The 14969-nt window shown below is 66.6% G+C and carries 16 protein-coding genes; 12 read left to right on the top strand and 4 right to left on the bottom strand.

Translation table 11 applies throughout. The annotated features are described in order from the left end of the window. Positions 1-8: 8 nt before the first annotated feature. From hisF to tatC, 8 genes are all read left to right on the top strand, one after another. Positions 9-794 (top strand): imidazole glycerol phosphate synthase subunit HisF, encoded by a 786-nt coding sequence (gene hisF, locus EJP67_RS17600; protein ID WP_126023015.1) that lies wholly within the window; start codon positions 9-11, stop codon positions 792-794. A gap of 58 nt (positions 795-852) precedes the next feature. Continuing rightward, positions 853-1251 (top strand): phosphoribosyl-AMP cyclohydrolase, encoded by a 399-nt coding sequence (hisI, locus tag EJP67_RS17605; protein WP_184605003.1) that lies wholly within the window; start codon positions 853-855, stop codon positions 1249-1251. After that, positions 1248-1643, top strand: coding sequence for a phosphoribosyl-ATP diphosphatase (locus EJP67_RS17610; protein ID WP_126023016.1), 396 nt, complete (start codon positions 1248-1250; stop codon positions 1641-1643). Before hisI ends, EJP67_RS17610 begins: the two co-directional genes overlap by 4 nt. A 13-nt stretch (positions 1644-1656) precedes the next feature. Next, complete coding sequence (locus tag EJP67_RS17615) at positions 1657-2046, top strand: DUF4870 family protein (RefSeq protein ID WP_126023017.1); 390 nt, start codon at positions 1657-1659, stop codon at positions 2044-2046. Then, on the top strand, positions 2036-2395 hold the full coding sequence (locus EJP67_RS17620; RefSeq protein ID WP_093196341.1) for a histidine triad nucleotide-binding protein: 360 nt from the start codon (positions 2036-2038) through the stop codon (positions 2393-2395). Before EJP67_RS17615 ends, EJP67_RS17620 begins: the two co-directional genes overlap by 11 nt. Before the next feature lie 65 nt (positions 2396-2460). Further along, on the top strand, positions 2461-2709 hold the full coding sequence (gene tatA, locus EJP67_RS17625) for a Sec-independent protein translocase subunit TatA (protein WP_093196339.1): 249 nt from the start codon (positions 2461-2463) through the stop codon (positions 2707-2709). Between the two features lie 16 nt (positions 2710-2725). Further along, the gene (tatB, locus tag EJP67_RS17630; protein ID WP_019654392.1) at positions 2726-3187 is read left to right on the top strand and encodes a Sec-independent protein translocase protein TatB; all 462 of its coding nucleotides are present in this window, start codon (positions 2726-2728) and stop codon (positions 3185-3187) included. 66 nt (positions 3188-3253) lie between these two features. Further along, complete coding sequence (gene tatC, locus EJP67_RS17635; protein WP_126023018.1) at positions 3254-4063, top strand: twin-arginine translocase subunit TatC; 810 nt, start codon at positions 3254-3256, stop codon at positions 4061-4063. A gap of 156 nt (positions 4064-4219) precedes the next feature. Here the strand turns inward: tatC and EJP67_RS17640 are convergent, their stop codons facing one another. Next, positions 4220-5380 carry a trypsin-like peptidase domain-containing protein gene (locus EJP67_RS17640; protein ID WP_126023019.1) on the bottom strand — a complete coding sequence of 387 codons (1161 nt, stop codon included), beginning with the start codon at positions 5378-5380 and terminating at the stop codon, positions 4220-4222. A gap of 294 nt (positions 5381-5674) precedes the next feature. Here EJP67_RS17640 and EJP67_RS17645 point away from each other — a divergent pair, with 294 nt between their 5' ends. Genes EJP67_RS17645 through pdxA form a run of 3 tightly spaced genes read left to right on the top strand, consistent with a single transcriptional unit; the run spans position 5675 to position 8837 of the window. After that, positions 5675-7030, top strand: coding sequence for an MFS transporter (locus tag EJP67_RS17645; protein ID WP_126023020.1), 1356 nt, complete (start codon positions 5675-5677; stop codon positions 7028-7030). Then, positions 7027-7800 (top strand): Nif3-like dinuclear metal center hexameric protein, encoded by a 774-nt coding sequence (locus EJP67_RS17650; protein WP_126023021.1) that lies wholly within the window; start codon positions 7027-7029, stop codon positions 7798-7800. Before EJP67_RS17645 ends, EJP67_RS17650 begins: the two co-directional genes overlap by 4 nt. Next, positions 7797-8837 carry a 4-hydroxythreonine-4-phosphate dehydrogenase PdxA gene (gene pdxA / locus EJP67_RS17655; RefSeq protein ID WP_126023022.1) on the top strand — a complete coding sequence of 347 codons (1041 nt, stop codon included), beginning with the start codon at positions 7797-7799 and terminating at the stop codon, positions 8835-8837. The genes EJP67_RS17650 and pdxA overlap by 4 nt, the downstream gene beginning before the upstream one ends. On the opposite strand, the gene mscL is transcribed toward pdxA, so the two are convergent. The 3 genes from mscL to EJP67_RS17670 form a co-directional block, all read right to left on the bottom strand. Continuing rightward, complete coding sequence (mscL, locus tag EJP67_RS17660; protein WP_126023023.1) at positions 8838-9269, bottom strand: large conductance mechanosensitive channel protein MscL; 432 nt, start codon at positions 9267-9269, stop codon at positions 8838-8840. A gap of 59 nt (positions 9270-9328) precedes the next feature. Beyond that, positions 9329-11818 carry a tetratricopeptide repeat protein gene (locus tag EJP67_RS17665; RefSeq protein WP_126023024.1) on the bottom strand — a complete coding sequence of 830 codons (2490 nt, stop codon included), beginning with the start codon at positions 11816-11818 and terminating at the stop codon, positions 9329-9331. A 178-nt stretch (positions 11819-11996) separates the two neighbouring features. Continuing rightward, on the bottom strand, positions 11997-13859 hold the full coding sequence (locus EJP67_RS17670; RefSeq protein ID WP_240650694.1) for a YadA-like family protein: 1863 nt from the start codon (positions 13857-13859) through the stop codon (positions 11997-11999). Here EJP67_RS17670 and EJP67_RS17675 point away from each other — a divergent pair. After that, positions 13840-14265 (top strand): hypothetical protein, encoded by a 426-nt coding sequence (locus tag EJP67_RS17675; RefSeq protein WP_206169525.1) that lies wholly within the window; start codon positions 13840-13842, stop codon positions 14263-14265. The genes EJP67_RS17670 and EJP67_RS17675 overlap by 20 nt on opposite strands. Positions 14266-14969 lie beyond the last annotated feature (704 nt).

Raw genomic sequence — 14969 nt, forward strand, 5'->3', positions numbered from 1 at the left:
ACCCCACCATGCTTGCCAAACGCATCATTCCCTGCCTCGACGTCACCGGCGGCCGTGTCGTCAAGGGCGTCAACTTCGTCGAACTGCGCGACGCCGGCGATCCGGTCGAGATCGCCGCGCGCTACAACGCGCAGGGCGCCGACGAGCTCACCTTCCTCGACATCACCGCCACCAGCGACGGCCGCGACCTGATCCTGCCGATCATCGAAGCCGTGGCTTCCCAGGTCTTCATTCCGCTGACCGTGGGCGGCGGCGTGCGCACCGTGGCCGACGTGCGCCGGCTGCTCAATGCGGGCGCCGACAAGACCAGCTTCAACTCGGCCGCCATCGCCGATCCGCAGGTGATCAGCGACGCGTCGCAGAAGTACGGCTCGCAGTGCATCGTGGTCGCCATCGACGCCAAGCGCCGCAGCCCCGAGGAGGCCGCCACGCGCGGCGCGGGCTGGGACGTGTACAGCCACGGCGGGCGCAAGAACACCGGCCTGGACGCCGTCGAATGGGCCACCGAGATGGCGCGCCGCGGCGCCGGCGAGATCCTCCTGACCAGCATGGACCGCGACGGCACCAAGAGCGGCTTCGACCTGGAGCTGACCCGCGCGGTGAGCAACGCCGTGAACGTGCCGGTGATCGCCTCGGGCGGCGTGGGCAGCCTGGACGACCTGGCCGATGGCATCCAGACCGGCGGCGCCGACGCGGTGCTGGCCGCGAGCATCTTCCACTACGGCGAGCACACGGTGGGCGAGGCCAAGGCCCGCATGGCCGCGCGGGGCATTCCCGTGCGCATCGACCGCTGAATGACCCTGCCGGAGGCCCGCCGGACGCTTGTTCGAGGGTCTTTGGCCATCCCCGACAATACCGTCCATGAACTGGCTCGATGAAGTGAAGTGGGACGCGAACGGCCTGGTGCCCGTGATCGCGCAGGAACAGGGCAGCAACGACGTGCTGATGTTCGCCTGGATGAACCGCGAGGCGCTCGAGAAGACCGCCGAGCTGGGCCGCGCGGTGTATTTCAGCCGCTCGCGCAACAAGCTGTGGTTCAAGGGCGAGGAGTCGGGCCACGTGCAGACCGTGCACGAGATCCGCCTGGACTGCGACAGCGACGTGGTGCTGCTCAAGGTGACCCAACTGGGCCACGAGCCCGGCATCGCCTGCCACACCGGCCGCCACAGCTGCTTCTTCAACAAGTACGACAACGGCGGCTGGAAGGCCGTCGAGCCCGTCTTGAAAGACCCGGAATCGATCTACAAGTGACGGCCACAGTGAACAACGACAGCACCTCCGACGCGCTCGCCCGCCTGGCCGCGGTCATCGAAAGCCGCCTGCCTGCGCGCGGCGGTGACCCCGAGAAAAGCTACGTGGCGCGCCTGCTGCACAAGGGGCCGGACGCCTTTCTCAAGAAGATCGGCGAGGAAGCCACCGAGGTCGTGATGGCCGCCAAGGACGCCGACCACGGTGGCGACCGCTCGAAAATAGTGAACGAAGTGGCCGACCTGTGGTTCCACACCATGGTGGCGCTGGCGCACTACGGTTTTTCCCCGTCCGACGTCACGGCCGAGCTGGAGCGCCGCGAGGGCACCAGCGGCATCGAGGAAAAGGCGCTTCGCAAGGTGAAGGCACGGGAAGCCGAAGCACCCAACGATTGAAAGGACATCCGTCATGGCCAACGACATCGTGAACGTGGAACCCGACGACTCGCTCAAGACCTGGGGCTGGGTCAGTTACATCCTGCACCTGATCGTGGCCATCGGCGCCGTCGTGCCGGGGGCGCAGGCCTCCGTGCTGCTCCTGCTGATCGCGCTGGTGATCGACTTCGTCAAGCGCGACGACGCGGCGGGCACCTGGCAGGCCTCTCACTTCAGCTGGCGCATCCGCTCGGTGCTCTGGGCGGGGCTGCTGTACATCGTCACCTCGTGGCTCTGGCTGCTGTTTCTCGTGCCGGGCTGGATTGCCTGGAGCCTGATCTCGCTGTGGTTCCTCTACCGGATCGTGAAAGGCATGATCCGGATGAACGACGGCCGTCCCATGGAACCCAAAGATGTCATCTGATCCGAACTGCGTCTTCTGCAAAATCATCGAGGGCAAGATTCCCTCCCGCAAGGTCTACGAGGACGAGGACCTGTTCGGCTTCCACGACATCGCGCCCTGGGCGCCGGTGCATTTCATGCTTGTGCCCAAGAAGCACATCGCCTCGATGGCCCAGCTGACGCCCGAAGACTCGGCGCTGATGGGCAAGATCATGACCCTAGCGCCCAAGCTGGCGCTGGAGCAGGGCTGCAGGCCCTATCCGGACGGCGGCTACCGGGTCGTGGTCAATACCGGCGCGGAGGGTGGGCAGGAGGTTCACCATCTCCATGTCCATGTCATGGGTGGCCCCCGGCCATGGCTTCGCGGCTGACGGGCATTAGGACAAACTGTCACATTCCGCCCGACTAAAATCGGACACATTCTTAGGAGTTCTCCATGGGTTCTTTTTCCATCTGGCACTGGCTGATCGTGCTGCTCGTCGTGGTCATGATCTTCGGCACCAAGAAGCTGCGGAACATGGGTTCGGATCTTGGAGGCGCCGTCAAGGGCTTCAAGGACGGCATGAAGGACGGCGCGTCCTCCGATGCCCCGGCCGCCTCTTCGGCCCCCGCCCAGCAGGTGACCGGCCAGCCGGCCAACAGCGACAAGTCGGCGATCGACGTCGAAGCGCGTCAGAAGTCCTGAGCACGGGCAGCAGCACGTGCTCGATCTCGGCATTGAGAAGCTGGCGCTGATCGGCGTCGTGGCGCTGATCGTCATCGGCCCGGAAAAGCTGCCGCGCGTGGCCCGCACCGTGGGCACGCTGCTGGGCAAGGCGCAGCGCTACGTCAACGACGTCAAGGCCGAAGTCAACCGCTCGATGGAGCTCGACGAGCTCCGCAAGATGAAGACCACCGTCGAGGATGCGGCGCGCGACGTCGAGCACAGCATCCACACGGGCGCGAGCGAGTTCGAAAAGCAGTTCAGCGGTTCGGGCGAAACCCTCTCGGCGCTGGCCGAACCCGAGCCGCCACCGCCGCCGGTCTACAAGCACCCCCGCAAGAACTGGCGCCTGAAGCAGGGCGCCACGCCGCAGTGGTACAAGGCGCGCAACGGCGTGCGCACCAAGGCGCTCTCGGGCGCGGCGCGCGTCGCGCGCTTCCGTCCGCACAAGATCAACTAAGAGCCGGGCTCCCACCACCGCGCTCCCGGGCGCCGGCCGGCGTCACGCTATCTCCTCTTCTTCCCAATGGCCGATTCCGACAGCAAGAGCAAAGACAAAGAAGACGAGCTCGCGGGCACCGAACAGCCGTTCGTGGCGCACCTGGTCGAGCTTCGCGACCGACTGCTCTACTGCGTCTACGGCCTCGTGGTCGCGGGCATCCTGCTGGCCATCTGGCCGGGCCCGGGCGGCCTGATTGACCTGATCGCGCTGCCGATCAAGGCGCACATGCCGCACGACGCGAAGCTGATCGCCATCGGCGTGTTCTCGCCCTTCTTCGTGCCGCTCAAGGTGCTGATGATGGCGGCCGTGCTCCTGGCGCTGCCCTGGCTCATGTACCAGGCGTGGATGTTCATCGCGCCGGGCCTCTACAGTCATGAAAAGCGTTTCGCGCTGCCGCTGATCTTCTTCGGCAGCCTGCTGGCCTATGCGGGCATCGCCTTCGTGCAGCTCTTCGTGCTGGACAAGATGTTCAGCTTCATCCAGCGCTTCGCGCCGGCGGCGGTGCAGGCGACGCCCGACATTTCCTCCTACGTCGAGGCGATCCTGTCGCTCTACATCGCCTTCGGCGTGGCGTTCCAGGTGCCGATCGTCGTCATGCTGCTGGTGCGTTTCGAGATGGTGACCATCGAGAAGCTGAAGTCCTTCCGCGGCTACTTCATCGTGGTCGCGTTCGTCGTGGCCGCGGTGCTCACGCCACCCGACGTGGTCTCGCAACTGGCACTGGCCGTGCCCATGTGCCTGCTTTACGAGGTGGGCATCATCGGGGCCAAGTACTTCGCCAGCACCGGCAAGAAGCCCGAAGAAGAACAGAGCGCCGACTCGGCTTCCAGCTAGTTTCCAGGAGTCCGGCGGCAGTACTCAGCCCACGCTGCGGCCGTCAACGTCCCCAAGAAAATCCAGAAACACCGCCGAACCGGCTTTGCCGGGCCGCTGGTGTTGCCCCCGGAAGGGGGGCGCAGCGACCGAAGTGCGCGAAGCCTGGGGGTGAACCTATTCCTGTTGATTGGGCACCTGCCGCACCGGGCTCTTCGGCCGCAGGCCCGGCGTCACGTCCAGTTCCATCTTGTCGCTGCCGCGCTGCAGCGCGAAGCGCGAGGTGCTGCCGGGCTTCAGGCCGGCCACCGCGGTCAGCAGGGCCTGCACGTTGTCCGTCTTCTTTTCGCCCACCGAGGTGATCACGTCGCCCGGGCGGATGCCTGCCTTGGCAGCGGGGCCGTTCTGCAGCACGCCGGTGATGATCACGCCCGCGTCGGCCTTCACGCCGAAGGTCTCGGCCAGTTCGGGCGACAGGTCGCTCGGCTCCACGCCGATCCAGCCGCGGCGCACCTGGCCTTCCTTGACGATGCCCTCGAGCACGATCTTGGCCATCGACACCGGAATGGCGAAGCCGATGCCCATGCTGCCGCCCGAGCGCGAGTAGATCGCGGTGTTGATGCCCTGCAGGTTCCCGTTCACGTCGATCAGTGCACCGCCCGAGTTGCCGGGGTTGATGGCGGCGTCGGTCTGGATGAAGTTCTCGAAGTTGTTGATGCCCAGCTGGTTGCGGCCCAGCGCCGACACGATGCCGCTGGTCACGGTCTGGCCCACGCCGAAGGGGTTGCCGATGGCCAGCACCTGGTCGCCGACCTGCAGGCCGTCGGAGTCGCCCAGCACGATCACGGGCAGCTTGTCGAGCTCGATCTTCAGCACCGCCAGGTCGGTGTCGGGGTCGGTGCCGATCACCTTGCCGCGGGTGTGGCGGCTGTCGTTGAGCGTCACCTCGATCTCGTCGGCGCCTTCCACCACGTGGTTGTTGGTGAGGATGTAGCCGTCCGGGCTCACGATCACGCCGCTGCCCAGGCCCACCTGGGGCTGGTCGTCCTGGTCGCCGAAGAAAAAGCGAAACCACGGGTCGTTGCTGCGCGGGTGGCGCTGCGCGGCCTTGCTGGTGTTGATGCTCACCACCGCCGGAGAAGCCTTCTTGGCCGGCGCGCTCAGGCTGCCGGGCGCCGCGATGTTCGGGTTGCTCGCTGGCGCCTCGACGATGGAGACCACCCCGCCCAGCGAGGTCGCGCGCTTGTTGATCCACTCGGGCTTGAGCGTCGCGACGACGAAGTAGGCCGCCAGCAGGACGGTCACGGCTTGGGCAAATAGCAGCCAGGTGCGTTTCATGAAAGATTGGTGAAAAAGGCGTTGGAAGACCGCATGCAGCGCGGCAATGTTGTCAATTGTCCCTCAACCGGGCGGACCAGAACCCGCTCCGGCCGGTCGAGATTCGGGCCGCCGGGGGACGTGAATCCGGGTTAACACTTACGATTACGGGTCGGCCCCACCCGGTCCGTCTGTTTTCCGGCCCCCGTGCCGCCTATCCGGCGGCTGCGGCCAGGCCTTCCGTCGGCGCGCCATTCTTCCGTTTTCTCACCCGGTCCTGCGGGCTGGCGCGCGGCCAAGACCTTCCTGCCAGCCATGACTTCAGAAGCAACATTTCCGGACGGCGCGCAGCCGGTGCCGGCGCGCACGCTCGGTTCGAGCGATTACAAGACCCTCGGCCTGTCCGCCCTCGGCGGCACGCTGGAGTTCTACGACTTCGTCATCTACGTGTTCTTCGCCACCGTTCTGGGGGCGCTGTTCTTCCCGGCCGACATGCCCGACTGGCTGCGCCAGCTGCAGACCTTCGGCATTTTCGCGGCCGGTTACCTCGCACGCCCGGTCGGCGGCATCGTCATCGCGCATTTCGGCGACATCTTCGGCCGCAAGCGCATGTTCACGCTGTCGATCTTCCTGATGGCGGCGCCCACGCTGGTGATCGGCCTGCTGCCGACCTACGCGAGCATCGGCGTCGCGGCGCCCCTGCTGCTGCTGGCGATGCGCGTGCTGCAGGGCGCGGCCATCGGCGGCGAAATGCCCGGCGCCTGGGTGTTCGTGGGCGAGCACGTGCCGGGCAAGCGCTACGGCCTGGGCATCGGTGTGCTGACCTCGGGCATCACCGGCGGCATCCTGCTGGGTTCGCTGATCGCGGTGGCCATCAACCGCCACTATTCGCCGCAGCAGGTGAGCGACTTCGCGTGGCGCATCCCGTTCATCCTGGGCGGCGTGTTCGGGCTGGTGTCGGTGTACCTGCGGCGCTTCCTGCACGAGACGCCGGTGTTCAAGGAACTGGCCGGTCGCCGCAGCGCCTCGCGTGAGCTGCCGCTGCGCACCGTGCTGCGCGAGCACCGCCTGGCCTGCGTGTACGTCGGGCTGCTGACCTGGGTGCTGTCGGCCGCCATCGTGGTCGTGGTGCTCTACACGCCCACCTATCTGCAGAAGGTGCATCACATTCCGGCCGCCATGGCGCTGGAAGCCAACGCGCTCGCCACGCTGACGCTCACGCTGGGCTGCGTGCTGGCCGGCTGGGCCAGCGACCGCATCGGCACCCGCACCGTGATGCTGATCGGCTGGGGCGGCCTGCTCGTCACGGCCTACCTGTTCTACAGCGGCCTGCCCGGGACGCCGGCGACGCTCTTCTGGCACTACGGCCTGGTGGGCCTGTTCGTGGGCACCATCGCCACGGTGCCGATCGCGGGCGTGCGCGCCTTTCCGGCGCCGGTGCGCTTCACCGGGCTCTCCTTCGCCTACAACATGTCGTATGCGGTCTTCGGCGGGCTCACGCCGGTGATCCTGACGCTCTGGCTGCAGCACGACACGATGGCGCCCGCGCACTACGTGGCGGCGCTGGCCGCGCTGGGCTTCCTGCTGGCGCTGCTGCCCCTGGCCGCGCGCGGCCATGCGATGCGCGACGGTGGCGTGGCGCCCGCGCACGGCGCGACAATGGGGCGATGAGCACAACCCGCCACGAACTGCTTCACGCACTCGACCTGCTGCTGGCCCCCGGGCGCTTCAAGGACTACGGACCGAACGGCCTGCAGGTCGAAGGGCGTACCGTGGTGCGAAAGATCGTCTCGGGCGTGACCGCCAGCCGTGCGCTGATCGAGGCCGCGATCGGCGCCGAGGCCGACGCCATCTTCGTCCACCACGGCCTGTTCTGGCGCGGCCAGGACGGCCGCGTCACCGGCTGGATGAAGCAGCGCCTCGGCCTGCTGCTGGGCCACGACATCAATCTCTTCGCCTATCACCTGCCGCTCGACGCGCACCCCGAACTGGGCAACAACGCCCAGCTCGGCCTGAAGCTGGGGCTCGTGGCGCATGCCGGCCCTGGAGGCCGCTTCGGCGAACAGGAGCTGGGCTTCATCGGCACGCAGGAAGGTGGCGGGAGCTTCGACAGTGCCAAGGCGCTGGCCACCCACGTCGAGAGCGTGTTGAAAAGACCGGTGACGCTGGTCGAGCCGGCGCAGCGTGCCGTGAGCAACATAGCGTGGTGCACCGGCGGCGCGCAGGGCTACTTCGAAGCCGCCATCGCGGCCGGTGCCGATGCCTTCATCACCGGTGAGATCTCTGAGCCGCAGGCCCACTACGCGCGCGAGATGGGCGTGGCCTTCCTCGCCTGCGGGCATCACGCCACCGAGCGCTACGGCGCGCCCGCGGTGGCCGCGCACGTGGCTGCGCAGCTCGGGCTGAAGCACGAGTTCATCGACATCGACAACCCGGCATGAGCACCGCCATTGCCATCACCTTGGGTGACCCCGCGGGCATCGGGCCGGAAATCATCGTCAAGGCATTCCGCGACGCGCCCGACGCCACGCATGGCGCCTTCGTCGCCGGCGACGTAGGCACGCTGCGCAAGGCATCGCAGGCCCTGGCCGCCGATGGCCGGCCGGGCTGGCCGGTGCTGGAAATCGAATCCGTCGCCGAGGCCGCGACCGTACCGCCGGGCTGCATTCCGGTGCTGCAGGTGATCGCGCCGCCCAAGGGCATCGAAACGGGCCGCATCAGCGCCGAGGCCGGCCGTGTGGCGGGCGAGTGCGTGGTGTGGGCCGCGCGGGCCGCGCTGCGCGGGGAGATCGGCGCCCTCGTGACCGCGCCGCTGCACAAGGAAGCGCTGTCGGCCGCCGGCTTTCCGTACCCCGGCCACACCGAGTTGCTGCAGGCGGAGGCGGCCGCGCATCTGGGGCGCACCGTCGCCGACGTGCCGGTGCGCATGATGCTGGCCAACGACGAACTGCGCACCGTGCTCGTCAGCATCCATATGTCGCTGCGCAAGGCCATCGAGGCAGTGCGCTTCGAGGGAGTGCTCGAAACGCTGCGCATCACGCACCGCGCGCTGAGCCACGCGCTGGGCCGCGCGCCGCGCATCGGCGTGGCGGGTCTCAACCCGCATGCGGGCGAGGGTGGGCTGTTCGGTTCGGAAGAGCGGGAGATCATCGCGCCGGCCGTCGAGGCTGCGCGCGCCGAAGGCATCGATGCCAGCGGGCCTCATGCGCCCGACACCGTCTTCATGCGCGCGCGCGCCAAGGCCGGCGTGCCGTCCAGCGGCGAATTCGACGTGGTGATCGCGATGTACCACGACCAGGGCCTGATCCCGGTCAAGTACCTGGGCGTGGAGAAGGGCGTCAACGTGACGCTGGGGCTGCCGCTGGTGCGCACCAGCCCCGATCACGGCACCGCGTTCGACATCGCGGGAACGGGGCTGGCCGATGCCTCGAGCCTTGTCGAGGCGCTGCGCATGGCCCGGGTGCTCGGGGGCGTTTGATCAGGAGCGTTTGAGGCTGTCGCGGATCTCGCGCAGCAGCACCACGTCTTCGGGTGTTTCAGGGGCTGCGGCGGGAGCCGGCTCTTCGCTGCGCTTCAGGCGGTTGATCTGCTTGACCATCATGAAGATGATGAAGGCGAGGATCACGAAGTTGACGGCGATGGTGATGAAGTTGCCGTACGCCAGCACAGGAACGCCTGCCTTCTTCAGGTCGGCCAGCGTGTTCGCCACCCCTGGCGGCACGGTGCCCAGCACCACGTAGAGATTCGAGAAATCGAGCTTGCCGAACACCACGCCCACCAGCGGCATGATGATGTCGGCCACGAGCGAGTCGACGATCTTGCCGAAGGCGGCACCGATGATCACGCCGACCGCGAGGTCGATGACGTTGCCCTTGACGGCAAATTCCTTGAATTCACTGAGGATGCTCATGATTCAAAAGGCTGCTGGAGCTCTGCTGTTGAAGGAGAACCGAGTATGCCCGCGATTGCTCACTTCTCCAGCGCACGCGGTACCACATCGACATGCGCAGCCGGCAACCCTTCACGACTGCGCGCGGCAATCTGCCTGTAGCCGTCTTCCAGGTGGCGCACGAAGCGCGGCGTGTCGAAGTAGCCGCTGCGCGTGTCCTTGGCCCGCGCGAGCCGCGAGCGCAGCGAGGCCAGCTCCTCGGGGTGCGTGGCGTAGTGGATGGCCTTGCTCACGTATTCCGCGTGGTTCGTGGCCACCAGCTCCGGCAGTCCGATGGCATGCAGCAGGCTGCCCGCCATGCGCGACACCATCGTCGTGCCCGTAAGCGCCAGCAGCGGCACGCCCGACCACAGCACGTCGTTCGCGGTGGCACCGCTGCTGTAGGGAAAGGTGTCGATGAACAGGTCGGCCAGGCCGATGCGCGCCAGGTGCTGGTCGACCGGCATGCGCGGCGACACGATCAGCCGCTGGGCCGGCAGGCCTGCCTTCTCCCATTGCGCGCGCAGGTTTTGCTCGAAGCCGTTCGGGCCCTGCGCCAGCCACAGCACCGAGTTCGGAATGCCCTGCACGATGCGCACCCATGCCTCGAAGGTCTCGGGCTGGATCTTGAACGACTGCGAGAAGTTGCACAGCACGAAGGCGTCGTCGGGCAGGCCGTGCTCGGCGCGCGTGGGCCTGTGCGGATTGGTCGGGCGCTTGGTGTCGATGACCTGGAAGGTCTCGGGCAGGCGCAGCAGCTTCTCGGAGTAGCAGTCTTCCGTGCCCGGCGGCGAGAGGAAGTTGTCGGACACCAGGTAGTCGTAGTTCGGCGTGCCGCTGGTGCCCATGTAGCCCAGCCACATGAGCTGCGCGGGTGCCGCGTGGTAGGCCATCACCTGGGGCTTGGCTCCGCGCGTGTCGCCCGAGAGGTCGACAAGGATGTCGATCTCGTCGTCGCGGATGCGCTCGGCCATCTGCTGGATCGACTGGCCCTGCAGGTCGACGAAATGCTCGACCGATGAAGCGATGCGTGCCCGCGCGGGGTGGCCGTCGTCGGGGCCGTAGGAATACACGAAGACTTCGAACTCCTTGCGGTCGTGCTGGCCGTAGAGCTCGGCCGTCAGGTGCGCGACCGGGTGGTTGCGGAAGTCGAACGAGAAGTAGCCCACGCGGATGCGCGGCGAGGTGCGGCGCGCGCCAGCGTCGGCAAAGGGCCGGATGGCCGCGTTGCGGTCGGCCAGCAGGGCGGAGCGCTGCGTCCAGCTCATGAGGCGGCGCGCGTCGTCGTAGTTCGACATCAGGATGAACGACGAAACCGTCTGGTCGTTGCTCGGGTTGTCGAGCAGCACCGCGATGCGCTCGCGCAGCTCGGGCACGCCGCTCCAGTCGGCGATGTGCGCCTTCTCGCCCAGCATCCACACCATGGCGGGCATGAAGTCGGGGTCGTCGCGCAGGCACTGCTCGAACTCCGCGATGGCTTCCTTCGACTGGCCGGCCATCACGTAGGTCACGCCCAGGTTGCACCGCGCGAGCACCTGGCGCGGATGCACCTCGAGCGCTCGCTTCAGCACCTCGATGGCAGTGTCGAAGCGGCCCAGGCGGAAGTTCACCGTGCCCAGGTTGTTCAGCAGCAGCTCGTGCTCGGGCAGGCTTTCGAGCGCCAGCCTGTAGAGCTCGGCCGATTCGCCGAAGCGCATCGACACGCCTTCGAGCGCGCCGCACACGCCGTAGAGCGCGGCCACGCCCTCGGGGTCGGACAGCGCCTTGTGGCGCTCCTCGGCCGTCCAGTTGCGCATGGCGCGCTGCATGGGCGCGATGGCTTCCTCGATGCGGCCGCAGGCCTGCAGCGCCCTGGAGAGCATGAAGGCGGCCTCGCAGTCCATCGGGTCGGCGGCGGCCTGCTCGTACGAGCCGAGCGCGGCGGCCCAGTCCTTCTGGTGCGCGCGGATCTTGCCGATGTTCTTGTGCGCGGCGGCGTAGCCGGGGTCCAGCGCCAGAGCCTGGCTGAACTGCGCGATCGCCTCGTCGAAGCGGTCCTGCTCCATGTCGATGGCGCCGGCGTTGTTCCATGCGGCGGGTGCCTGCGGCGCGAGCCGCGTGGCCTCGGCGGCGGCCTCGCGCGCCTGGCGGAACTTCTTCTGCTGACGGTAGACCGCCGACAGGTTCACGTAGGCCTCGGGATAGTTGGGCTGCGCCTTGATCGCGCGACGCAGATCCTGCTGAGCCTCGGCCGGCAGGCCCATGTGCATGAAGATCGTCGCGCGGGTGTTGAAGTAGAAGTGGTGCGGCGAGCGCGCGATGGCCCGGTTCACGTAGTTCAGCGCCAGCTTGGGGCGGCCTTGCCGGTACAGCGCCTCGCCGCTCAGATGCAGCGCGTCGGCATGATCGGGAAAGAGCGACAGCAGCGCCTCGTAGACCTGCAAGGCCTCGGCGAAGCGGCCCACGCGATGCAGCGCCAGTCCCTGCTCCAGGAGCTGGCCGGCGTTCGCGGCCGGAATGGAGGGAGCGGGAGCGAGAGAAGGTGGGTTCATGAATCCGCGTGATGGGACGGGTCGGCACAGGAGAGGGCGGCCGCTTCGGCGCCGGCCTTCGCGCGCAGCAGGGAGCCATGAAAAAGGCCGGTTACCCAGTATAGGGGCCGGCCTTTCGTTTGCATCCGCTGGCAATCCCGCGGCGCGCACGCCGGCGCCACGGGAGTGCCGGGCCGGATTACCAGGACCAGGAGGCGCCGATGCCGCCGCCGACCTTGCCGCTGCTGCCGCTGCCGATGTTGACCTTGATCTGCGCGCCTTCGCCGATGCGGAAGCTGGCGGCTGCCGCGATGGCCGAGCGCCCGTCGAAGGAGCCCACGCCCACGCCGATGCCGAAGCTCTTGCCCGCTTCGAGCGCCGGCACCGAGGCCGCAGCCAGCGCGATGGCCGCGCCGGTGCTGCTGGTCTTGCGCATGTCCTGCACCTCGTTGCGGACCTGGTTCAACTGCGACATGTTCGCGGCGTCCGTCGGCAGGATGCCGGGGGCCACGTTCTGCACGCGGCCGTTGGCGACCATGCCGTTGCCCGCCGTGATGGTGCCGCCCGCGGTCACGTTGCCGGTGACGTTGACCGTGCCCGCGTTCAGCGTCGTGACGTTGCCGGTCACGGCGTTGATGGTGGTGATGTTGCCGGTCTGCGTGTTCAGCACCGTGATGTTGCCGTTGGCCGCAGTGATCGTCTGGAAGTTGCCGGTGGTGGCATTCACCGTGCTGGCGTTCACCGTCGTGGCGCTGACCGTGCCGGCGGTCAGGGCGTTGACCGTGGCGCTGGCAGCCGACAGGTTGGTGGTACTCACGTTCGTCGCGCTCAGCGTGTTGATCGTGCCGCGGCTCGCCGTCAGGTTGGTGGTGCTGACGTTGGTGGCGCTCAGCGTGTTGATCGTGCCGGCGTTGGCTGTCAGGTTGGTCGTGCTGACGTTGGTCGCGCTCAGCGTGTTGATCGTGCCGTTGTTGGCCGTCAGGTTGGTCGTGCTGACGTTGGTCGCGCTCAGCGTGTTGATCGTGCCGCTGTTGGCCGTCAGGTTCGTCGTGCTGACGTTGGTTGCGCTCAACGTGTTGATCGTGCCGCTGTTGGCCGTCAGGTTCGTGGTGCTGACGTTGGTTGCGCTCAACGTGTTGATCGTGCCGTTGTTGGCGGTCAGATCCGTGGTGCTGACGTTGGTCGCGCTCAGCGTATTGATGGTGCCGTTGTTGGCGGTCAGATCCGTGGTGCTGACGTTGGTCGCGCTCAGCGTATTGATGGTGCCGTTGTTGGCGGTCAGGTCCGTGGTGCTGACGTTGGTCGCGCTCAACGTGTTGATCGTGCCGTTGTTGGCGGTCAGGTCCGTGGTGCTGACATTGGTCGCGCTCAACGTATTGATCGTGCCGTTGTTGGCGGTCAGGTCCGTGGTGCTGACATTGGTCGCGCTCAACGTATTGATCGTGCCGTTGTTGGCGGTCAGGTCCGTGGTGCTGACGTTGGTTGCGCTCAGCGTGTTGATCGTGCCGCTGTTGGCGGTCAGGTCCGTCGCGCTGACGCTGGTGGCACTCAGCGTGTTGATGGTGCCGTTCGACGCCGTCAGATTGGTGGTGCTGACGTTCGTCGAGCTCACCGTGTTGATGGTGCCGTTCGACGCCGTCACGTTGGTGGTGCTGACGTTGGTGGAGGTCAGCGTGGCGATGCTGCCGGTGTTCGACGTCAGGTTGGTGGCGTCGATGTTGGTCGAGGTGATGCCGGTCGCCAGCACATTCGTCGAGGTGACGCCGGTCGCCAGGATGTTGGTCGAGGTCAGCGACTGGATCGTGCCGTTGCTCGACGACACGCTGCCGGAGGTCAGGCTGCCGGTGCTGATGGTGCTGGCCGTGATGCTGGTCGAGCTCAGCGTGTTGATCGTGCCGCTGCCGGCGGAAAGATTCGTGGCCGTGACGTTGGCAGAAGACACGGTGCCAGCGGTGATGCTGCCCGCGGACACGGTGCCCGAGCTGATGCTGGAGGAGGTCAGGTTGGTGACCGTGCCGCTGTCGGCGGAGAGGTTCGTGGCCGTGACGTTGGCAGAAGACACGGTGCCGGCGGTGATGCTGCCCGCGGATACGGTGCCCGAGCTGATGCTGGAGGAGGTCAGGTTGGTGACTGTGCCGCTGCCGGCGGAAAGGTTCGTCGCCGTGACGTTGGCAGAAGACACGGTGCCGGAGGTGATGCTGCCCGCGGATACGGTGCCTGCGGTGAGCGTCGCCGTGCTGATGCTGGTCGAAGTCAGATTGGTGGCGGTCGCAGAAGTCGTGCTGAGACTTGTCGTGGTCACCCGAGTCGCTGTGATGCTCGTCGTGGAGATGCTCGTTGCCGTCAGGTTGGGGGTGGAGATTCCGTCGTCGGAAGTCAGAAGCCCGTTATTTGGTCCACCCACGACGTTGACGTTGTTTCCGCCGACCTGCACCTGGGCGTATGCCACCGGCAGAGTCATCACGTAGCCGGCACCTACGAGCACCGAAGCGAGAAGCCGGCTCACAGCCGGACGGCGAACAATGAAAGAGCGGACACTGGAGCGCTGGGATGTAGTCATTTGGACTTTCTTCCTTGAAGAAATCAGTTGCCATTTCTGGTCTTTCACACGCCCTCGTCGCGTGAAAGCAGGGTTGGGTTTCATCGAGTTACCCAATGCAACCGATGCTAGGAATCGAGGTCTTCGCTGAACATCACCGGTATCCGTAGTTATGGATGTATGCATGTCGACGGCGCGCCATCGACGCATGCATACATAGCCTGCAAAGCCAATGCACATGCGGGTTTGCGGCCATCGCATGAATCGCGTATTGACGTTTGGAGATGTGGTCTCGCACGCGTTTCGCGTGTCGCGGTGCTACGTAACAGGCGCGGTAACCCGCACGTAACAACGGCCTGAAAACGGCCTTCGCAAGGCCTTCGCGCGGGCTCGTTCTTCAGCTCGTTTCGGGCAATTTCTTCAATGAAATCAAAGTACTACACGCGTCCTTGCGTGATGTGCGCCGACGCTCGTCCGAGTGGGCATCGTTCCTGCGGTATCTGAAACGAAAGACAACATTTCGAAGCTACCCACGGGTGGCGAAAGAGCCAGAGGACGTCGCGTGATCAATTTTTTCTTGGACATCGGCAACGGCATCAGCGCATGCGGCACGGACCAGGTCCGCTGCGGCAA

It is taken from the genome of Variovorax guangxiensis, assembly GCF_003952165.1.
GTDB classification, from domain to species: Bacteria; Pseudomonadota; Gammaproteobacteria; order Burkholderiales; family Burkholderiaceae_C; genus Variovorax; species Variovorax guangxiensis.